Source organism: Photobacterium aphoticum (genome assembly GCF_001029435.1).
Lineage (GTDB): Bacteria > Pseudomonadota > Gammaproteobacteria > Enterobacterales > Vibrionaceae > Photobacterium > Photobacterium aphoticum.
In genome coordinates, this window is record NZ_LDOV01000022.1 from 200,909 (window position 1) to 223,095 (window position 22,187).

The following is a 22,187-nucleotide window of genomic DNA, read 5'->3' on the forward strand; positions in this document are numbered from 1 at the left end:
GACATTCTGATTTGTAAAGAGTGCATTTACAGCTGCGGCTGAGGATCCAATAACGACTTCACTGCGTGTTTTAACCAAGTCCCCGCAGGCCCTAAGGTAACACCTTTTGCTGTCACCACTTCAACCGGGATAGACCAGTCTTTATGGTCAAAGGATACCGGTAAAATATGTAACCTCCCCGCTTCTACTTTGTCTGCCACCAAATGACGAGGTAAATAGCCCCAGCCTAACCCCTGTTCAATCATATTGATCATGCTGAATTGGTTATTCACGCGCCACACGTGCGGCGATACCACAGGAAAATACCGCTCGTTGGCATCTTCTAACCCCCGCGCCAGAATTTGTCGGTATGGGATCAAATCCATTGGCTCGATAATTTCTGACTCAACCAAGGGATGTTGCTGGCTCACCACCGGTACAAAAGCCACATTGCCGATGTAACACACGTCGGCTTCACGAATGGTGTCAAAGTCGCACAGCATCACGCCAATATTGGCCTTGCCTGCCAACACCAAATTTCTGACATCGATGCCTGATGCCGTCAACACATGTAAGGAGGTAGCGCTAAAACGCTGACTGAACGCATCCATGATACGATACAGACTATCAACCTGTAATACGTCATCGACCACGATGTTCAGTTGATTCTCTTCATGCTTGGTCAGTGCTTTCGACGCACATTCGAGCTCTCTCGCTTGCTGCAAAATCGCTTGTGCGAAATTAAACAAGTGTTGCCCTTCTTTCGTTAAAACCGGTTTACGCGTAGAACGATCAAACAACTCAACATTTAAATCGATTTCCAGATTGGCAATCCCTTGGCTAACCGCAGACTGTACCTTACCAATATGACGCGCACAGGCAGAAAACGACCCTAATTGAGCAGAAAGGACAAACATATTGAGCTGTTCTAAATTATACATGCTGAGCCTCTAGCTAACCCATTGATTTTACTTAATACCATTTACCTTTCATCACTAAAAATGATAGTAACTAACTCGATCTAATCATAATTTACGATACATTACACGCATAGATTCACAGCACGTAGATTGCGTGCAATTGAAGTAAATTCCATTGAAACCTTGTACAACCGTTAGCGTGGTAAGTTGTTATGACCGTTAAAGAGCGTATTTTGCATTCTGTTCTGTTCGAAGTTTTTGCATTGATCATCATGATGGTCGGGGCGTCCCTCTTCACAGATAAAAACCCAGCCATGATCGGTGGTATTGGTATTACTCTGTCGTTAATCGCGATGGGTTGGAACTATGTTTACAACCTTGGCTTTGACAAAATCTTCGGGGCAGACCGTCTCTCACGTAAGCTAGGCATGCGTGTCGCACACGGTTTTGGCTTTGAGGCGGGTCTATTATTCGTGACGATTCCGGTACTGATGTGGGCATTGCAGATGGATTTCTGGACGGTATTGATTCTGGATATCGGTATCGTGATTTTCTTCCTGGTGTACTCCATCATCTACAACTGGGGCTACGACCAAGTACGTGCGAAGTACTTCGCACCGAAGATGGCTTAACCCTTTCTCGACGTAAAAACAAAGAAAGCGCCTACAACGGCGCTTTCTTTTTAGCTGTCACATATATTCACTTAAGAATAATTAGCCGAAAATGGGGATCAGGCTAAAAGCTCTTCGACAAACTGTGGCACCAGTACCGACGCCGGGCCATAGCGTTTCTCGGCAAACTCACTTTCGACATTGCTTGGTTCTAAGTTTAATTCAATGGTGTGCGCACCGTGCATGGCGGCTTCATGGACAAAACCCGCCGCAGGATAGACCGCACCGGAAGTACCAATAGAAATGAACAAATCCGCTTCCATCAGGGCATCGTGAATACGATCCATACCTATTGGCATCTCGCCAAACCACACCACATTCGGACGCATCGGCGCCGGCATCTGACAACAATGGCAATGGTCTTCTAAGGAGATGTCCCCACTCCACTCTACCGCTTGTCCAGAATGGCTACACTGGGCTTTCAGCAATTCCCCATGCATATGGATGATATTATTCGTACCAGCAGCTTCATGAAGGTTGTCGATATTCTGCGTCACCACGGTCACTTTACCGTCGAGCTCTTTTTCCAATCGTGCTAACGCTTTATGGGCATCATTGGGGAAGACTGTGCCGCTTTCGAGTTGCTGACGACGTTGGTTATAGAAGTTCTGCACAAGTGCAGGATCACGGTAGTAGCCCTCCGGCGTGGCCACATCTTCAATACGGTGCTTTTCCCACAAACCGTCCTGTGCACGGAAGGTTTGGATGCCTGATTCAGCGGAAATACCCGCGCCAGTAAGAATAACGATGTTGCGGTATGGAAAAAGCATGCGCGTGTCCTTTCTTCTAATAAGCGTCTTTCTTATTTTATACCATTATTTTCATGTGGTTATAACCCACTTTGTTACGACATTAGTCTAATACTCAATGACAAATATAAAATTATGGTGCATTAGAATGCCACCTTACGACTTCTTTGCGTCTGTTGTTTATATTCACCACACATTTTGATTAACTACACACTTTAATAATTATAGTGCGCCAGCACGGCTGGTTTGCGGTGTAATCGTGTCATTCCTCGCGTCTTCCCTCCTCTGTGACTATCTACGCTCACATAAAAAAACAGCAGCCACATGGGCTGCTGTTTCAGATGATTTTGGCTTATGCCTTACGCATTATTCTGCGAAGTACTGCCTTTCTTCTCAGCTTCTTGCGCTGCATCATAACCTGGCTGGTTCTCAGGAAGATCTTTCACTTCGTTGTACCATAGGTCGTGGTGCTCTTTCGCCCAAGTCTCGTCAACTTCACCGGTGATCATACCATCCAGTGCCGCTTCCATACCGAACAGACCGATGTAGATGTGGAAGATGAAACCACAAATCAGGATCAGTGCAGAGAACATGTGCAGCAGGTTAGACAGTTCCATATGACGACGCGTTTGGCCGAAGATTGGGAAGTCTAAGATGAAGCCACTGATAGTGATGAAGATACCGAAGAAGATCAACAACCAGAAGATCGCCTTCTCACCACCGTTTGAGAAACCTGCTGACGGGTGTGTACCCTTATGCTTACCTACCATGCCGCCCATTTTCATGAACCACTTGATATCAACCATATTGAACAGGCTCTTACGCCACCACTTCACCAACACTGCCAGAAGCAGAATGCCGAAGATTGGGCCAATGTAGTTGTGGTACTGCTTCGCCGCATAGATGATCCATCCCCACACTTCTGTAGGCACTACTGGCTTGATAAAGTGTTTACCGTAAACGAGGGTCAAACCACTGAATGCCAGAGTAAGGAAAGTGAACGCCATGCTCCAGTGCAATGCTCGGTCGAAACGAGACCAACGCTTGATCTTACGGCCTGTTTTTGGCTTGCTCAATTTCAGCGGGCCAACAACCACGTAGGCCAATGCCACCATCGCAAGGCTACCGAAGATCGCCAATGCCCCCAGTGGAGACATCCACTTCTCTTTCAAGATGTACCACGTCTGGCCTGGCACACTGATCAACACACCGTGTTCTGGTGATTTTGATGTGGTGTAACCAGACTGACCATCTTTGACTTCACGCCAATAGTCAGCACCCGCAAAACCTGCCATTTCAGATTTCACGACAGACTCACCCAAGCGTTCATTGTCTGTGTTTGCGGCATTTTCACTGGCAAACGCTGACACAGATACCGTCAGCATGAATGCCGTTACCAACATCGCAAACCATTGTTGAATTCGCTTAGTCATAAAACTCCCGACTGTTTTCAACAGTATTTCTCAATCTACAATTCAGCCCGAGGCTCCTGCCACGGGCTGAATACATCAATGCAAACATTCATTCTTCACATTGATGCTGGTTATGGCAATTACGCCTTGTCGCCTTTGGTTGCGTCGTAAGCCAGGTCGTCATTGGTTGCCCAACCTGCTTCTTTCGCACCACGTGCTACCACACGCTTACGGAAGATGTCAGAGATCTTCTCTGCATCACCCGCCAATAGTGACTTGGTAGAACACATAGACGCACACATAGGTAGCTTGCCTTCAGCAATACGGTTTGCGCCGTACAGCTTACGTTCTTTCTCTGAACCCGGTTCAGTGTTCGGACCGCCAGAACAGAACGTACATTTGTCCATCTTGCCACGCTCAGCAAACGCCGTTTGTTTAGGGAACTGAGGCGCACCGAACGGACAAGCGAATAGGCAGTAACCACAACCGATACATAGATCTTTGTCATGCTGAACAATGCCATCTTCTGTTTGGCTGAAACAATCTGCCGGACAAACGGCCATACAAGGCGCGTCGCTACAGTGCATACAAGCTACAGAGATAGAGTTTTCGTTTGGTAGACCGTCGTTTAGGGTTACCACGCGACGACGCTGAATGCCCCACTCTAGGGCTTCGTCGTTGGCGTTTTTACAAGCTGTCACACAACCATTGCATTCAATACAACGCTTAGAGTCACAAAGAAATTTCATACGTGCCATTACAATGACTCCTTACGCTTTAGTGATCTTACATAGGGTTACTTTGGTTTCCTGCATTTGTGTCACAGGGTCGTAACCATATGTGGTTGCTGTGTTCGCAGCTTCGCCAGAAACGAACGGCGCACAACCTTCTGGGTAACGGTCACGAAGGTTTTCACCCTCGAAGTAACCACCGAAGTGGAATGGAATAAATGCCAGACCAACCTGAACACGTGGGGTTACCATCGCCTTCACTTTAATGCGGCCTTTCTCTGCACCTTCTACCCAAACCATATCACCATCGCGGATGCCCAAATCGTTAGCATCTTTCAGGTTGATCTCAACAAACATTTCTTGCTGAAGTTCAGCCAACCATGGGTTTGAACGGGTTTCGTCACCACCACCTTCGTACTCAACCAGACGACCAGAGGTCAGGATGATTGGGTATTCGCCAGACATGTCTTTGTCCTGAATAGACTTGTACAGTGTTGGCAGACGGAACATCGCTTCGCTGTCGTTCCACGTCTGGTATTCAGGCAGTAGATCACGACGAGGCGTGTATAGCGGCTCACGGTGTAGTGGTACGGCATCCGGGAATGTCCATACAACAGTACGTGCTTTCGCGTTACCAAATGGAATACAGCCGTGCTTAATTGCTACGCGCTGGATACCACCTGAAAGGTCAGTTTTCCAGTTCTTACCTTCTGCAGCCACTTTCTCTTCTGCAGTCAGCTCGTCCCACCAACCCAGTTGCTTCAGCATCTTGTCAGTGAATTCTGGGTAACCGTCTTCCAGTTCACAGCCTAGTGAGTAGCTGTCGTCAGCCAGTAGGCTTTCACCGTTACGTTCAACACCGAAACGTGCACGGAAGTTACCGCCACCCTGTGCAACCGTCTTAGACGTATCGTAAAGGATGTGAGTACCAGGGTGCTTCATCTCTGGCGTGCCCCAACATGGCCAAGGCAGACCGTAGGTTTCACCGTTCGCAGGACCACCTACCGCTTCAAGCGATGTGTTGTCAAACGTGTGCCAGTTCTTCTGGTGTGCTTTCAGACGCTCAGGGCTCTGACCGGTGTAACCGATTGTCCACATACCCTTGTTGTATTCACGGGTGATGTCTTCGATCACTGGGCGATTGTTTTCAATCTTAATGTGCTTGAACAGCTGATCAGAGATACCTAGCTTCTGAGAAAGCAGGTACATGATTTCGTGGTCAGGCTTAGATTCAAATAGCGGCTCGATAACCTGATCACGCCACTGAATTGAACGGTTTGTTGCTGTTACAGAACCGGTTGTTTCAAACTGTGTCGTTGCTGGAAGCAGGTACACGTTGTCTGTACGGCCGTTCATTACCGCTGCCACACCTGGGTATGGGTCAACGATAACCATCATGTCCAGTTTGCCCATTGCTTTGCGCATTTCTGGACCACGAGTCTGGGAGTTCACTGCGTGACCCCAGTAGAACATGGCACGGATGTTGTCGTTCTGTTCGATGTTCGCTTTGTTTTCCAACACGCCATCGATCCAACGGGATACAGGAATACCCGCGTTGTACATTGGTTTCTTACCGTGGTATTCGTTCTGATCGAAACGGCCTTGTAGCCATTCGTAATCAACATCCCACACTTTAGACCAGTGTTTCCACGCACCTTCAGACAGGCCGTAGTAACCAGGCAGGTTGTCAGACAGTACGCCGAAGTCCGTCGCACCCTGTACGTTATCGTGACCACGGAAGATGTTCGCACCGCCGCCAGATTTACCCATGTTGCCTAGTGCAAGCTCAAGGATACAGTACGCACGTGTGTTGTTGTTACCAGTAGTATGCTGAGTACCACCCATACACCAAACCACACAGCCAGGACGGTTTTCAGATAGCATTTTCGCTGTCTGGTAAACGTCAGCTTCTTTCACGCCAGTTACGCGCTCAACTTCTGCTGGGTTCCATTTCGCCACTTCTGCGCGAACGTCATCCATACCCCAAACACGCTGGCGGATGAATTCTTTGTCTTCCCAACCGTTCTGGAAGATGTGGTATAGCACACCCCAGATGAAGGCAACGTCAGAACCCGGACGTAGTGATACGTAGTGGTCAGATTTCGCTGCTGTACGAGTACGACGTGGGTCAACCACCACGATCTTACAGTTGTTACGCTCTTTCGCGATCAGGATGTGCTGCATCGCAACTGGGTGCGCTTCAGCTGGGTTAGAACCGATGAACAGAATCGACTTACAGTTGTGCATGTCGTTCAGGGAGTTGGTCATCGCACCGTAACCCCACGTGTTCGCAACACCTGCAACCGTGGTTGAGTGACAGATACGCGCCTGGTGGTCAACGTTGTTCGTACCCCATAGCGATACCATTTTACGGAACAAGTAAGCCTGTTCGTTGTTGTGCTTCGCAGAACCCAGGAAGTAAACTGAGTCAGGGCCTGACTCTTCGCGGATTTTCAGTACCTGCTGACTTACTTCAGTCAGCGCCTGATCCCAGCTTAGTTTCTTCCACTTGCCGTTAACCAGCTTCATTGGGTATTTCACACGACGCTCACCGTGACCGTGTTCACGCAGTGCCGCACCTTTTGCACAGTGTCCACCAGCATTGAAAGGGTGGTCGAAAGCAGGTTCCTGGTGAGTCCAGACACCGTCTTGAACTTCCGCGTAAATACCACAGCCCACTGAACAGTGAGAACAGATAGTACGCTTCACTTCTTTTGGCGCGTCATACACATCCTGAGATGCTGCATGGGCTTTTTTCATCATACCTGGTGCAAACAGACTTGCACCCGCTACACCACCAGCAGCAGCCAGTGATGTGTTACGAATAAAGGAACGACGGGTAATACCTAGCTGGTTTTCGTCCTTGCTCACGTTGTCGGAACGTTTAGTCAGTTTCATTTATAGCTCCGCCTTACAAGGTTTCGTAGTAATCGCGAACGTGTTGCGTTTCACGATAGCCTGTTGTTTTTTCATTTTTCTTCTCTTCTGGCTCGGTCACTTGGGCTTGAACAGCCGTCGCAGTACCTGCCACAACAGCACCAGCTGCCACACTTAGGCCAATGTTTTTCAACAACTGGCGGCGGCTCAGATTGGGTTTATTGTGCTCACTCATAAAAGCGTGCTCCTTTATCGTACTCCTGATTTATCACATGATGATTCATGCGCTCAGGATGTTTTTTTGCTACGTTTTTCATCGCGAATTGCAGCAGACGATTGTCCACCACAACCCTGAGAAACAGTTACGTTGTCACGAAGTAAATAAGAAAAATTCTAGTTCACTTCCATGAAGCGTGTTTTTTCAATGGTCAGGAATTGTAGGGCAACCTCCCCGACCGCACTGTAAAACACGGCACTTTTTGCGGTTTTCATATCCGAACAAAGACGTTCTACCCAAGCGGCAAGATGACGATTGAAGAACGTACGTTGCAGGTGCAGATCCCCGCCTTCCACCAGCATTGCCATCACTTCAAGCAATGCCGAAATATGATCTTCCGGTTCTTTCACGGATTCATCGCGAGCAAAACCCAATTGAGCAAGGTCACGACGAAGGTGTGCCAAAGGCATTTCCATTAAAGAGCCAGTGAGATACCAAGAACCAAATGGAACCAGTTCACCTCGACCGATACCAATAAACAGATCCTGATATTCTTCTTCCAGCGCAATCACAGAGGTTTTCTGTGCCGCCAGTTTTAGAACAGGCCAAGCCGCAGCCATGCCTGTTGTCGCTGAATGGTTCATATCCACATCCAGCTCAGAAAGCCAATCAAGCACCTCTTGTTCAGGGGCGCGACGCAGAAGATGGGCAAGCATGGCGTAAATATCGACGCGCAGTGACATTTCTTCTTGCTGAGTATTCATTAGTTGCTGTTCCATAATGGCTTTCCTACATCTTTAGCTGGCTTTCTGGGTCTTCAACGACATTGGCAAAAATGTCACGAACACGACAGTCTTCACACATAGAGACACGACGTAATGCATCGCCTTGGAAATGTGAGTGACCTTGTAACTTTTCAGTCAGCATTTTAATCATGGATGCAGGCGCAAAAGCCTTTCCACATTCGGTACAACATGCTGCTTCTTCTTCATGCACAGTACGTACATTCTGACGAGCAGTCGCATCCCAAGTCAGGCCCGGTTTTAGGGTAATGACTTTTTCAGGACACGCTTTTTCACACATGCCACATTGCACACAATCTTGTTCAATGAATAGCAGGCCTGGACGATCACCAATGGCATGCAATGCACGGGTTGGACATACGGCAACACAACTCATACACAGTGTGCAATCGTCAGTTTTACAATCCACACCACCGTATGGAGCATTGTCTAACAAAGCAGAATGCGCAGGTTTAACCGGAGCGTCTGTATACAGAGCATCAAGTACGGCAAACAGTTTTTCGCGCTTATTACCTTCCAGACGATCGGCATTTTGAAGGAGTGCAGCATCAAAACCGGTAAAGGTTTCAGCATCAGCAAAGTTAAACAATGCGATACGATCTGCTTCGTAACCCATTTCCGTTAGGAAAGTTTGTGCAATGGTCAATTCATCACGCAGAACACGATCAATCGTTGCTGGAATATAAGCCGTGTTTGTTGCAAGCAGAACTTGATGCGCACCATAAGCCAGTGCACTAAACCATGTATCAATACCGATCGTTGCTAATTCTTCTAGGGCAACAGGAATGACAGAGGTAGGCAGTGTAGGCAGAACCTGAGCCACTTTGGCTTCATCACGATTACCAAAGAAAAGCAGTGTTGGCGCTTCCCCACCCTCTGACAAATAACGGGTCAGTAAACGATGAACAAAATGTTGCGTATTTTCCGGATCAGGCAATGCATAGGTGATTGCTTCTGTCGGACACGCAGTCGCACACGTTCCCACGCCCTGACAAAGGTATGGGTTAATTTCAATAGAGTGACCCGTGCTAGACAATGCGCCTGCAGGACAAGCATCAACACAGCGATCACAACCTTGAATACCACGAGAAGAATGTGCACAAAGATCAGGATTCAGGCGGAAATACTTAGGCTTATCAAAGGTACCCAACATAGCAGGTAGTTCTTCAATTACATCAGCCACTTTCGCTTTACCCGCACCAATGGCGTAATAACCCGGAGCTGGAATTTCTACGGCAATCAGACCTTGCTCAGTCAAATCCACAACCAGATCAAAGCATGAACGTGCAATCGCAACTTTGGCCAGATTCACAGCCATCAATGAGCCTTCAACTTCACAGTTAACATCAAAGGCACCCAGGTAACCGCTTACCGTTACATTGGCCGCAAAGTACAAATTGTCACGGGCTTGGGTATTTTCTGCTTTCTCTGTGGCTAGTAGGGTTACAGAGTTCACATCAGAAAATTGATCAGCCAGTGTGGTAATCGCCTCTTCCGCACCAATAATCACAACGTTACCACGGCTTTCATAAGAAACCGTTGGTGGGATCAGGTTTGACAATTCCACGGTACCTTTAATGGCCGCGTGGCGAGCTTTCCCGTTGTGATCCGCAAATGCGCTGTCAGCGTATGCTTCTAGTGTACTATTTAACATTCTTATTCCTGTTTACTCGTCACCGTTAGTCAGTGCCGATTGAAGCGCATTGTTTTAAACAGACAATTTAAAATAAAACGCTTCACGCTCTTCTATAGAGCAATAACCGATCCAACTTTTCACGGAATAAAATGACCTAAAAGGAGCCAGAATCCGAACGAGACAGTTTGACCACATTCCCAGGGGACATTTTGTCCCATCCAAAAATTTGCAGTGCGCCAAAATGTCCCGACAGTCTTTAAGGGTATTATTCCCTTTTTGTCCCAGTTAGGCGTTCTCTTCAGTTTTTTCGCTTTTTGCGTGACGACTGAGTAACGTACTTATCGTTCTTGATTTCTTTCGTGATACTGGGCACCAAGACACTGATGCCCGTTCTACAGCCTAACTATCCGTTGTTAGGTTTGGCGTAAGCTGTTGGGGTTGAATAACCCTATTAGATGACGCAGTTGTTGCTGCTTATGATGTGGAGTCCATTTTAGCGGACGACACATGCTCATTATCATTGCTGTTTTCAGTGTATTGCTCGGCGTGTTCTTCACGCTCTGATAGCTGACGGTGTGTCGCGTCTTGCTTATCTTCTGCATCCGCCGCCGGAGCCTTATCTGCCAAGGCTTCAGCGTCATCAGCACCTGCATTGGCATTGACATCTTTAGGCTCATCAGCATGGTATTGCTCGAACGAGTCTGGCAATGCAACGTCTGAATCAATTTCGTCCACCAGCGCAGCCGATGGGGATGCTTGAGTGTCAGCACCGGAAACCGTCTGTTCTAATGCGTCTTCAAGATGCTCTGCCGCTTGGTTAACCCAACTACGCAATTGTGCGGTTACCGTGGCATCCAGCGCAGGCACATTCGAGAAGTCTTCCGTATGGTCATCCATATCACTGATGTAATTGAATTCATCAGAATGGAATAGCTTTCTCAATGCTGCTTTCTTCACGGACTTTTCAACGCCCGCTTTCATAAAGTCGGTCACGCCAGATTCAAACGAGACATTCACTACATCATTCAATGTAGGCAGGGCTACCTCTGCGTTTTCATCTTTCTCGGTGCCATTGTTATCACTCTCTACCCCCTCAGCAGTTGAAACGGCTGTTGTTGATGTCGTTGTCGATGTTGCTGGTGACAGTGATTCCGGTGCGGTTTTATCCTTTGTGGTCGTTACCGCGTTCTCAGCGGTTGCTTCCGTTACGGCTGCGTCATGGACAACGTTTGAAACCGCAGCATCTGTTGTAGCGTCTTCATTGACAATGGCAGTATCCGGCGTTTCCGGCGCCGTTTCTTCCCTGGCCTTTAACTTGCGACTTGACCATCGCTGGAAGAAATTAGTTGCCACTCGAACGCCCTTTTTTGTCTTTGTTCTTGTCTTTACAGCGTTTCTTGCGGAACTCTAACAATTCGCCATGACGACCGATGTACGCTTCCATCCACGCTTGAACCTGAATCGGCGTTTTGATGTGCAATACTTGATAATCGCCATCCATGTAGCCGCTTGCCAAGCCTTGCGCCGCAGTGATCAGCAAAGGTGACAATGTTTCATTTTCTTCCACACACACAATAAACAGGTGTGGATCGCGAGAGCTCAGGTTAAAGCGATAGTCGCTACGCTCATGCATATGCAGTTGTAAAGGCAGGCAATAACCGCCTTCTTTCTCTGCTAAGAAGTCCTGTTGGTCTTCATCATAAAGACACACATCCTCAATCGACCAAGAAAGTGTTGTCCAACGCCCTATTTGCTTTTCTTCAGAGACAAGTCGGAAGGCTATCGGCCAAACCGCTTCGTCCTTATGTAATTCTGGCACGCTCACTCCTTACGCTGTAAATGCGTTTTAGGGGAGAAAACCACGATACCCATGAACACGTCATGCCATCGCATTGGCTCTCCGATGGGCATAATAAAGCAAAGAACAGGCCAACTTTAACAACAAATGTGATCTTTATCACTAAGCGTTGTTTTTATCACCAATTTAGTCTCTTGATTGTGCTTTCTCCTCGCAGGTATCTGCTTTGTCTGACTTCACTTTTTCTTCACTGCCTTTTTGAGACAAGGTTGCGCAATAAACACTCCATGAAACCCTATCAATCGCAGATGTGGAACGAAGTTTGCTTAATACACCGAATACGTAAATACGTCGTCGCGCGTTTCGTCGGTTTTACCCCCGATCAGCCAGTAAAGAAAGTTACTAAAGATAATAGTCTGACTGACCCATTTCGCGAGTCTTCAGCCAAGCGTATGACGACACACGACGTATACTTTCTATTTTTACAGCAGGAATCTTTGATGAGCCAATTGCCAAAAATCATTAAGACCCACTCGTCGGTCAAGCAAACCATGACAGTTCAGGTGATGGATGAATATGGCGACTTAATGGAAAAAGAAATTGCCTGCGAGCATCCGTTAACGGTGTATTTAAACTGGGTCGAAGTTGTTACCTTGATGACCTTGGGTGAGCGTCCGTCTGCGTTGGTGCTCGGCTACCTGAAAAACCAGGGCTTTATTGAAGACATTAATGCGATTGAATCACTGATCATTGACTGGGAAACCAATTCCGCTGCGGTGATCACGCGCGAAAATACCGATGGCATTGAGAAGAAGCTGTCTAAGAAGACGGTAACGTCCGGTTGTGGTCAAGGCACCATGTTCGGCAATGTGATGAAAAAGCTGGAAGGCGTTCAACTGCCCCAGCCTACCATTCCTCAGTCAATGTTATACGGCCTTCTAGAATCGCTGACCCATCACAATGAAACCTATAAAGCCGCCGGTGCCGTGCACGGGTGTGCCGTGTGTAAAGACACCAGTATCCTGTCGTTTGTGGAAGATGTGGGCCGTCATAATGCCGTTGATACCCTTGCCGGCGAGATGTGGCTACAAGGTGAAACAGGCGCTGATAAGATTTTCTATACCACTGGTCGCCTGACTTCAGAGATGGTGATTAAAGTGGCGCAAATGGGGATCCCTGTGTTGCTGTCTCGTTCCGGTGCTACGCAGATGGGTTACGAGTTAGCGAAGAAACTGGGTATTACCATGATTGCGCGCGCGAAAGGCCATCGTTTCCAGATCTATAACGGTAGCGAGAATCTGATCCTTGATGTGAAAGGTGACGCCGCCGCAGACAAGCAAATAAACGCAGCAACCGATGCGCATCAAGATGCCAAGAAACGAGGTGATGCGTAATGGAATCCGCTTTTCCTGAATTCATGAATGCCAAGCAAGTGGCTGAGTATCTCGATCTGAACGAGAAGAAAGTCTATGCCCTTGCCAATGATGGCTTGTTGCCTGCAACCAAAGTAACGGGTAAATGGTTATTCCCTAAATCCATGCTCGACAAATGGCTTCTCGATTCTTGCCATAATGGCGCCTTGAATGATCGCTTATTGATAGCCGGCTCAGACGATCCGCTTCTACAAATGGTGGTGGGTGATATGGCCAACAAGCTGGGCAGTACCGCGCTCGTGGGGTATACCTCTACCGGTACGCGCCAAGGCTTGTCGATGTTAAGCAAAGGCCATGTGGACATGTGTGCCATTCATTGGGGCCATGCTGAGGAAGCCCTGCTACGTCACCCTGCGCTCTTGCAGCAATATGCCGGGCACAAGAACTGGGTGTTGATCCACGCCTTTGAGCGTAAGCAAGGTTTGGTGGTCTCTCAAGAGATTGCGGAGTGTGTGAATAACCGCTCGTTGATGCCACAAGAATTGTTGTCTGCCCGTTGGCGTTGGGCGCTACGTCAGGAAGGGGCCGGTAGTATGCGTGCGTTAGGCGAATGGCTACATAACCATGCTTATACCGTGGATATGTTGACCTCTGTCGGCGTGTGTCACAGTGAGCGAGAACTGGCGTCTGCTATTGCTCGTGGTGAAGCGGATGTCGGGTGTGCCAGCCAAAGTACTGCCGGTGAATTGGGGCTGGGCTTTATTCCCCTGTGTACCGAAGCCTTTGAGTTGGTGATCCCGAAGAACATCTATTTCCGCGCCCTGCCGCAGCAGTTACTGCAAGCCCTGTCAGATACCGATGTACAAGGCAAAGGTGACAAGCTGGGTGGCTATCAGTTTGAGCGTACCGGCATTCAAGTGTGGAGCGCTAAGTAAGCCCGTTAGCGGGCCATTGCTAATGTAGCCTTAATAAAAAAGGGAACTATCAGACCGTGTTTAAACGGTTAGGTGTTCCCTTTTTTGTATCAGTCTCTTTACCTATGTCTGTCGATACACATAACTCATCCCCTGACATAGAACTTAAACAGACTTAAAAACAGCGCGGATTGAGTGGTAACACTCCCCTCTATCCGGCTTAATGATAAAACCTATGTTTGATAGTAAGTTTGATAGCAATATTGAAAGATGGTGAAATACCTGCCGCCAAAGAAAGCCATCTAAATGAAAAAGCAAAAACAAAAGCACTCAAGTTTGCAGTCATTCTTGTTAGATTTATTTACTGCGATCTAAATGGTTTTACTACTCCAACATCTGCAAACGGGTTCGCTCGCCTTTCGGTAACTTACTGACCACCAGCGTGTAAGACTGTTTGGCTAAATCACAAATCATACTGGCATTCACATCCTGCTCTAGCGACACCGTGATCCAATGTTGCTTGTTCATGTGGTATCCCGGAATGATCCCTGTAAATTGCTCACACAGGAATATGTTATCGACAGGAGTGCCTTTCAGCGTGATACGCCATTCCCCATTGTAATGCGCGACTAAAGCAAACATTTTGCCGGAGACTTTAAACACTTCCGCTTCTGGCCCAAACGGAAAAGAACTGTCGGCCTCCGGTAATTGCGCCAAGTAATCAATCAATGCAGTGCGTTGCATGTGGGATACTCCCGTTTTATACACAAAGGTCATGAGCTTCTATTGATAGCCCTAAAATTAACGATGAATACAACTAGCGAGCGTGTGGGAATCACGTTACGCTTAAAACGTTCATCTTGCAGTTTACCCGAAACAGGAGCCATTTTGATTCGTCCTCTTCGCACTTTTGTTTTCCTGCTAGTCAGTGCCACCAGCATGGTCGCCTACGCCAGCCCTAGCCAACCGTTATCCAGCAAAAACATTGAAACCGCTTCTGTCAGTGCCTACGTCAGTGAATTGAAATCCGGCAATGTGGTGTACAAGAAAAATGCCGATGTGGTGATGCCCATCGCTTCGCTCACCAAAGTCATGACCGCGCTTGTCGTGTTAGATGCCAAACAACCGTTAAAAGAAGCCCTGACGTTTGATGCGAATGACAAAAAGCGCATTTACAACAACTACACCCGTATTCGTATGCAATCGCAGTTAACACGCGGAGAAGCCTTACGTATCGCGTTAATGTCATCAGAAAACCTGGCTTCTGCCGCACTCGCCGATAACTACCCTGGCGGTCACAGCGCGTTTGTCAAAGCGATGAATAAGAAAGCCAAAGCCTTGGGCATGACGCATACCCGCTTTGTCGACAGTTCAGGATTGAGCCCAGAGAACGTCTCGACCGCTGCCGATGTACACAAGATGATCATGGCTGCCAGCAAGTACCCTGAAATCAAAAAGTACAGTACGACCGTGGTGCATACCGCGTACTTCAAAAAACCACGTTATAAACTGGCGTACACCAATACCAATGCCTTGGTGCGAGGGAACAAATGGGACATTACGTTAAGTAAAACGGGCTATTTGGATGTCGCTGGCCATTGCCTGGCGATGATTGCCAATATCGATAAACAAGATTATGTGATGGTAACGCTGGATGCTTACGGCAAACGAACACCGCTAGGCGATGCTAGCCGCATTAAGAAGTGGCTTACAACCGGTGACAGCGGCGATATTTCTGATTCTGCCGAACATTATCAGCGCACAAAGTTAAAAGCCTTAACGCCATAAACTCAGCGCAATAAACCCAGATCAACAAACCCCGAGCAATAAGCTCAGATCAAAAGCGCCGACATCACATCGGCGCTTTTCTTTTACTACCTTCTCTTTTTCACAATCACTGACAAGGCTGCTCACTTTCTTGCTTTTGAATGCGAGACAAAATGCGACTTTGATGCACGGCGTATTTTTCCAAAGCCGATAACCCGCCATCCAGCACAAACAAAGAGGCTTTCAAATTCTCAGGTACACCGTCTTTTCTTGCCTGCAAAATCTTCACCAATCGACTATCCATCAACAAATAGCGATCCATATTGAAGGTGTAATCCGCCTGTGAAAACAGCGCCGCGAGTTGTTTCTCGGTATAGATATATCCCCAGCTACCCAGTTCTGATTCAACCACAAACTGTGCCGGCAAAATGGTTGGAATGGAATATGTGCTTTGCGCATGTTCATGTTCCTGAGTACGATCCCGATGCGTTTCCTGCCAAGCCGGTACCCCGCCAAGAAAGATTTTCACCGGGAAACGCAGCCGCTCATTAAGCTGAGCCACTTCAATCTCTAAGTCGTGATAGTTGATGCCGTTACCCAGCAGCAAAATCGGCTTATCGTGCAAATAGCTTTTATGTTTGAGTGACCGGAGTGCCATTTTGAACGTTTGAGGCAAAATGGTGCTGCCTTGGCTCACATCCACCACATACCAGTTCGCAATGGGTTCTGGCACCGTCATGGCATACAAATCAACATTACGTTCGGTATTACTGGAAACTGGCAGCACGAAGTCCAACAGCACATCAAAAGGCGCTACCTGAGTACTGCGTTCAACATTATTGCTTTCTGCTTTAATGCACGATTGATGCGTTTTTTGCTGTAATGGTTGCACCTGTGTTTGCGCCTGCAACGGCAGACTCACCGCCATCAGACTGGTTAACAGCACGCTAGCTTGAATACACGCGGTACGTATACACGCCGTACGCCCACTAACAATACGAGAATTCATCATGCGACGAGTGAAAACGTTCATGGCTTACTCCACCTTCGTCAGACGAATCGCATCTGCCACGACCAGACCCCAGAAGTAGTCATTTTCAATACTGACTTTCAGCGGCCCCGGTTGTAACGTCAATTCGCCAAGATGACGCCATTTCCCGCCATTGTGCTTTTGCGAAACGGTCTTACTGTCCAATTCAGACTGCGCATTTGACAAGGTGTAGGTCACCGAACCACTGCGATCGTCGTCTGCCGTCCACATCGCTTCCACTCGATACGTGCCTGCCTCGGCAATTTGGGTTTGCCAATACGCATCGCCCCAACGGGAATAGGCATAATCCGCTTTTTCAAAACCGCTTATCTGCTTACTCTTCGTCCATGAACCCGATGGATGGAATGCCTCTGAAGCGTTATCCAGAATGATGGCTGACGCATCACGCTTCACAAACTTCACCGCATCAGCCACGACACAACCATTGGCATCCTGATTATTGACACTGACCGTTGCCATACCCGCATCAAAATGGAACACCCCAAGCGATTGCCACTCGCCGCCGTTTTCACGTTGGTTCTTCAGTAGAGAGGTGAGTAATGAGGCATTCGCTTGGCCTGAATATCCTTGTGACGCCTGATGATGAACCGTATAACGCGCATTTGACGCGCGAGTTTGATGCGCCGACCAATTGGTGAAGACCTCGTACAAGCCTTCATGGTGCAATTCCACATCCCATGCCGCGTGCCCGTCAATCCCCGGACACATCACGCTATAGTCATCCCCTTGGTAGCCGGCATATTGCTGACTGACATCCACCGCCCCTGACGCCGTAAAGTCAATGGAATGGTTATCCACTTCCAGCGCCGTGCGGGATGCCCCTGCGACTTTTTGTACCTTGATGGCATCTATCGCGGCTCGTGCGGGGCGTTCGAGTTGCGCGTTAATCTCATAGTGTCCTGCTTTAAGCCAATATTTACCCAGTGATGCCCAGCGGGCGCCACTTTCAGTCTCAACACGGCGAGGTACTGACGGCAGAGCCTGATCAACATATTGGGAAGACATACGGAAGCTCAGCGCATCATTAGCAAAACCGGGCAAGTCATGGAACGCCAAGGCATACCAGCCATCTTCTCGAATCGATAAACGCCACGCACTTTGCAGCACATTGGCGGCATCAGGATTGTCCATAACATGATAGCCGTGCCCGATATACCCACTGGCGCGCTCTTCTGAATACGCCAATTTATCTAACGAGGCCAAAGCAGACGCATCATCCACCAGCAAATACGCCGGTTCATTCACTTTGATGGTCGCAGGCGATTGCACCACAACACTGTTTACATCATCACGAATAATCGCCGTGACTTTATACATACCCGGATTCAACGAATGGGTATCCCATTGGTAACGGCTTTCCACGTCATCTTCATTTAAAGCCGACACCATTAATTGATTCGGGGAATCCAGCGGTAGCATACGGGCCTTATCGGCCAAAATGTGCTGACCCAGTGCGTAATTCACCGGTAAATCCGTATTCAATTGCAGTGTGAATTCACCTTCCGCCAGACTGAAGACGCCCAGAGAAACCCAACCTTCCGTCGGTTGCACCGTCACAGTTGTCGCAACCTTGTCTTTATCCGTGACAGTGTAACTCACCGTTTGCGGATAATCATAATCGGCCGTTGGCCAGAAAGCTTGTAGCTCATAGTAGCCTGCCATCGATGCCGCCATGCGCCATTTCGCCTGTGCACTTTCCGATTGGGGTTTGGCGCTTTGAGTGATTTGAGGATCTTGAGCCTTAGCCGCATTCGCCCCGGCACTCATCTTCGTATCGGTATCACCCGTTGGTAGCAAGACATAATACGCACCTTGATCACCGGCATTCACTTCAACCCAACCGGCTCCGGTGAGACTGAAATCATTGCCTTTCGTCTGGGTTTCCAGCGCATCATCTAAATGGGTGTAATACAAATCCACCGAAGCGCTGCTGTCTGGGTCTTCATCCACCCAAGCCAAAGTGAGAGGCTCTCCCATATTCACTTCAAGATCTGTTTGTGGTTTCAACCAACGCAGTGTCGGCACGGCATCGGCCAGTTGATCATCCACATAGAAACGGGTTTTATCGGTCCAAGGACTGTAGCGTCCGTCCTCATCCACCGAACGGACTCGCCAGTGATACCAGGTCCGATCCGTCAATGTCCGATTTACCTGAAATGCAGGTGATGGTGACACCGCCGTTGTGATTAAACTTGCCCCTAAGCCTTCGGCATACACTTCAAATTCATAGCGGATGTTTTCTGATAGCGAGGCATCATGCAATTCCAACACAGGTGCGGTACTGGCAACCCATGCGCCCTGTCCCGGATTCTTCACAACAGGCTTGCGCAGTGGTAATTGCCCTTGTTGGACGGTAAATTGCCCGTTAAGCACATCGCTGTACGCATCATTGTCATCAACCGCTTTCACACGCCAGAAATAGGTTTGCCCCGCTTGCAGTTGATCGACAGACCAAACCACGTCGCCTTCCTCTTGCGGCCAAATCAACTGCCCACGTTTGGTGGCCGAGTTAAAGGTCGGTACCGTATCCAGCTCAAAAGCATAGCCGACACTATGCCCATCGCGATCGTCTGATTGAGAGACAACAATATCGAGATAATCTTGTGTGATCACTTGCCCCTGATGCGGAGCGATCAAATCCGGTGTTGCCGGACGCGCATTGGCCGTTAATACCGTAAATTGCGACACACTGGAGCGCGATTGTGCACCGTCCGGATCCGTTGCGGTAACCTGCCAATAATACTGTGCGCCTTCCAATAAGGATTCGGTGGATTGCCATTGGGTTTGCCCATTATGTTGACCCACAATTGCACTGGATTGCGCCACCAATTTCGTCAATCCTTCATCGCTATACAGCGCAAAGGTATAGGTTAGCTCTCTACCTTCCGGATCTTCAGCATTTACCACACTGAGCAGCGGCATAAAGGTATCCACACTGGTGGTATCCAGCGGTGAATTTAATTGCGGTACAGTGGGCGCTTCATTGACTTGGTTCAGATAAAACGCGCCATAGTTCCAAGGGCTGTACACATCACCATTGTAGGCACGCACACGCCAGTAATAATGTTGATTTTCACCCCATGCACCTGTTGGTTGCCAACGCGTCTGGCTATCGCCTTCTTCTACCGGGCCAGACGCCACAAACGGCTGTGTCATCCCTTCATCGGTAAAGACTTCAAAGAAATACGAGATCGCTTTACTGCCGGCATACGCCGCATTATTCACCGTAAGCGCCACTTTCGGATCTGTCACGACATCGGTCATCGGCGCCACAATAGCCGGTGTGTGCGGGCCATTATCGAGCGTTGGATTGCTGCCTTTTTCAAATTCTTCAAAATCAGGAATGCCGTCATCGTCATAATCCCCAATGCCATCGCGGGCCAGGGTCATGAAGTGTTTGCGCTCCCAGTCATCGTCCATGCCGTCGCCGTCAATGTCATAACTTGGGTTCACCGCCAACAACACGCGCTGATTGGTATAACGTTCCCCGTCACTGGCGGACACAATCACCGGATAGTTACCCACCTGCCCGATTTGAACCGACCAGGTAAAACGCGCTTTGCCATTGGCGATCTCAACCAGTTTTGCGCCTTCCGGCATCGGTGAAACAGTCACGCTCAGAGGATCGTTATTGACATCTTCAGCATCAATATAAAAATCGATGATACCGCCTTCATGACCAATCATATCGGGGATATAACGCATACGTGGCGCAGCGGGTTGTTCTACCTGCTCGATAAAATCAAAAACATATTCGCCCGTACTTTGCACATCAAACAGGTGCAAGTAATGCGACCACATCATGGTGGTTTCATCAAAATGTTGAGTAAGCCAGACGTTTTGCGGATTCACTAAACGCCCGTCACTGCGCAACACCTGTGCAATGGCTTTTTTTCCTTTAAAGGGATCTGCAATACGTACATACGTAGGTTCTGACGTCGCAGGAAAGAGCAGTTGATGACTGAAAAGGCGCGCTTGTGCCGCCGTCGCACTTTCTGCTGCTTTTTCTTTCGCTAATTGCGCTGCCGCGACTAACTCGGCGGGTGGCATGGCCATCGGAGAAGCCGAATCGAGCAAAATATTGGGATCATCGGCGTCTTGCTGATCCAGTGCATCCGCAGGTTCATTGGCCAAATGTGAACCACTGACCGACGATGAAGCACGGGATGATAAAAGAGGTGATGATAACGCTTCAAAACGAGCTTGCGCCGAATGATCGGTCACTGTCATATCTTCGCCATGAGAGGTAAACAGCGTTAACGCATCACCCTTATAAGCCAAAAAGTCGGTGATGCTATCCTGATTTGGCGCCTCTACCCTCACCGCTTTCAACAACGGATGGGTTTGAACGGCACTGACCAAACTCGACAGCGGTTGGCCTTGTTTGTCACGATGCGTAAAGCGGGCATCAAACCCGGCCAAACGCGCGCTGCGGGCGGTTTCCATTTGCCAGCGTCCCGTCACGCTCGCTTGTGCAGGCAGATCCCCCAGCGCCAACGTTAACGAACGACTCGCCGCACTGTCATCCACATAACTTTCCGTGATGGTGTAATCCACCGGTTGGCCACGGGCATCTTCAATGATTTCTGTCGCCGCACTGGCAATACTGACCCCCTGCGCGTCACCATGCCCTCGGTTTGTCACCCGCACCCCAACCGTAAACGGCTCCACGGCTTCAATACCCACGGTGCGGGGATCATCCCCGTGCACTTCGCGCGGTAAGAAATAGTCCAAACTCAACATCGGGATGGGCTGTACCCGTAAGGTATCCGGAGACACCGGGATTTCCTCACGCTGATCATCCAAGGTGTATGACAGCGATGCACCGGCATAATAAAGATTCCCGGTCGGTGTTTGCCCGCCACTGCCTAACGCCGGCACAATAAACCAACGCGCAGTCGCTTGCTGAGAGGGCGGCAAGGTTCCATCGCCCTCAGTGTTTTTGATACCATCTAAATGCGCTTCATGAATGATAAATGCCGCACGAGGGTGTGCCGGATCGGTCGACGCAATCACCGGATTCCCTTTTTCATCAATGAAATTCAACGTTATGTGAATGTCAGTCAATGCTTGGTGATCCAAGGCGTTATTCATGGTCATTACCGCTTCAAACCCTTGCCTTTCCAGCACGTGGGTTTGATTGATATCCAACGCTACCACGGCGGATAATGACGTTTCTGTCGCGTGCACCGATGTACCGGCACACAGCAAAAGACTCACGGCCAACTTTTTACATTGTGACAATTGTGATTCCACGAATAACATCCTTTGTTAAACCGCACAGTGTGG

The 22,187-nt window shown here is 48.7% G+C and carries 17 protein-coding genes; 4 read left to right on the top strand and 13 right to left on the bottom strand.

The features are described from left to right. Window positions 1-26: 26 nt before the first annotated feature. Entirely contained in the window at window positions 27-920 is an 894-nt protein-coding gene (locus tag ABT58_RS12825) for a LysR family transcriptional regulator (protein ID WP_047874791.1), read from the bottom strand. A gap of 191 nt (window positions 921-1,111) precedes the next feature. Between ABT58_RS12825 and ABT58_RS12830 the strand changes: the two genes are divergently transcribed. Beyond that, the gene (locus ABT58_RS12830) at window positions 1,112-1,531 is read left to right on the top strand and encodes a PACE efflux transporter (protein ID WP_047874792.1); all 420 of its coding nucleotides are present in this window, start codon (window positions 1,112-1,114) and stop codon (window positions 1,529-1,531) included. Between the two features lie 98 nt (window positions 1,532-1,629). Here ABT58_RS12830 and cobB read toward each other — a convergent pair whose 3' ends face one another. The 9 genes from cobB to ABT58_RS12875 form a co-directional block, all read right to left on the bottom strand. Next, the gene (cobB, locus tag ABT58_RS12835; protein ID WP_047874793.1) at window positions 1,630-2,340 is read right to left on the bottom strand and encodes a Sir2 family NAD+-dependent deacetylase; all 711 of its coding nucleotides are present in this window, start codon (window positions 2,338-2,340) and stop codon (window positions 1,630-1,632) included. A gap of 338 nt (window positions 2,341-2,678) precedes the next feature. Then, window positions 2,679-3,752, bottom strand: coding sequence for a formate dehydrogenase subunit gamma (locus ABT58_RS12840; RefSeq protein ID WP_047874794.1), 1,074 nt, complete (start codon window positions 3,750-3,752; stop codon window positions 2,679-2,681). Window positions 3,753-3,871: 119 nt separating this feature from the next. Beyond that, on the bottom strand, window positions 3,872-4,489 hold the full coding sequence (gene fdh3B / locus ABT58_RS12845) for a formate dehydrogenase FDH3 subunit beta (protein WP_047874795.1): 618 nt from the start codon (window positions 4,487-4,489) through the stop codon (window positions 3,872-3,874). 12 nt (window positions 4,490-4,501) lie between these two features. Then, window positions 4,502-7,360, bottom strand: coding sequence for a formate dehydrogenase subunit alpha (locus ABT58_RS12850; protein ID WP_047874796.1), 2,859 nt, complete (start codon window positions 7,358-7,360; stop codon window positions 4,502-4,504). A 13-nt stretch (window positions 7,361-7,373) separates the two neighbouring features. After that, window positions 7,374-7,574 (bottom strand): twin-arginine translocation signal domain-containing protein, encoded by a 201-nt coding sequence (locus ABT58_RS12855; protein WP_047874797.1) that lies wholly within the window; start codon window positions 7,572-7,574, stop codon window positions 7,374-7,376. Window positions 7,575-7,732: 158 nt separating this feature from the next. Continuing rightward, the gene (locus tag ABT58_RS12860) at window positions 7,733-8,335 is read right to left on the bottom strand and encodes a TorD/DmsD family molecular chaperone (protein WP_047874798.1); all 603 of its coding nucleotides are present in this window, start codon (window positions 8,333-8,335) and stop codon (window positions 7,733-7,735) included. Window positions 8,336-8,345: 10 nt separating this feature from the next. Beyond that, window positions 8,346-10,013 carry a 4Fe-4S dicluster domain-containing protein gene (locus ABT58_RS12865; protein ID WP_047874799.1) on the bottom strand — a complete coding sequence of 556 codons (1,668 nt, stop codon included), beginning with the start codon at window positions 10,011-10,013 and terminating at the stop codon, window positions 8,346-8,348. A gap of 456 nt (window positions 10,014-10,469) precedes the next feature. Continuing rightward, window positions 10,470-11,348 carry a DUF3306 domain-containing protein gene (locus ABT58_RS12870; RefSeq protein WP_053063078.1) on the bottom strand — a complete coding sequence of 293 codons (879 nt, stop codon included), beginning with the start codon at window positions 11,346-11,348 and terminating at the stop codon, window positions 10,470-10,472. Continuing rightward, complete coding sequence (locus ABT58_RS12875; RefSeq protein WP_047874800.1) at window positions 11,338-11,814, bottom strand: DUF3305 domain-containing protein; 477 nt, start codon at window positions 11,812-11,814, stop codon at window positions 11,338-11,340. Before ABT58_RS12875 ends, ABT58_RS12870 begins: the two co-directional genes overlap by 11 nt. Window positions 11,815-12,293: 479 nt before the next feature. On the opposite strand from ABT58_RS12875, the gene fdhD reads away from it, so the two are divergent. Both fdhD and ABT58_RS12885 read left to right on the top strand, forming a co-directional pair. After that, window positions 12,294-13,187 (top strand): formate dehydrogenase accessory sulfurtransferase FdhD, encoded by an 894-nt coding sequence (fdhD, locus tag ABT58_RS12880; protein ID WP_047874801.1) that lies wholly within the window; start codon window positions 12,294-12,296, stop codon window positions 13,185-13,187. Next, complete coding sequence (locus ABT58_RS12885; protein ID WP_047874802.1) at window positions 13,187-14,101, top strand: helix-turn-helix transcriptional regulator; 915 nt, start codon at window positions 13,187-13,189, stop codon at window positions 14,099-14,101. The genes fdhD and ABT58_RS12885 overlap by 1 nt, the downstream gene beginning before the upstream one ends. Before the next feature lie 363 nt (window positions 14,102-14,464). On the opposite strand, the gene ABT58_RS12890 is transcribed toward ABT58_RS12885, so the two are convergent. Further along, window positions 14,465-14,824 (bottom strand): MmcQ/YjbR family DNA-binding protein, encoded by a 360-nt coding sequence (locus ABT58_RS12890; RefSeq protein ID WP_047874803.1) that lies wholly within the window; start codon window positions 14,822-14,824, stop codon window positions 14,465-14,467. A 144-nt stretch (window positions 14,825-14,968) separates the two neighbouring features. Here ABT58_RS12890 and pbpG point away from each other — a divergent pair, with 144 nt between their 5' ends. After that, entirely contained in the window at window positions 14,969-15,868 is a 900-nt protein-coding gene (pbpG, locus tag ABT58_RS12895; protein WP_229821638.1) for a D-alanyl-D-alanine endopeptidase, read from the top strand. A 106-nt stretch (window positions 15,869-15,974) separates the two neighbouring features. Here pbpG and ABT58_RS12900 read toward each other — a convergent pair whose 3' ends face one another. Both ABT58_RS12900 and ABT58_RS12905 read right to left on the bottom strand, forming a co-directional pair. Beyond that, the gene (locus ABT58_RS12900; protein WP_047874804.1) at window positions 15,975-16,880 is read right to left on the bottom strand and encodes a hypothetical protein; all 906 of its coding nucleotides are present in this window, start codon (window positions 16,878-16,880) and stop codon (window positions 15,975-15,977) included. 3 nt (window positions 16,881-16,883) lie between these two features. Then, window positions 16,884-22,154: a golvesin C-terminal-like domain-containing protein gene (locus tag ABT58_RS12905; protein WP_047874805.1), complete on the bottom strand. Its 5,271-nt coding sequence runs from the start codon at window positions 22,152-22,154 to the stop codon at window positions 16,884-16,886. Between the last annotated feature and the right edge of the window lie 33 nt (window positions 22,155-22,187).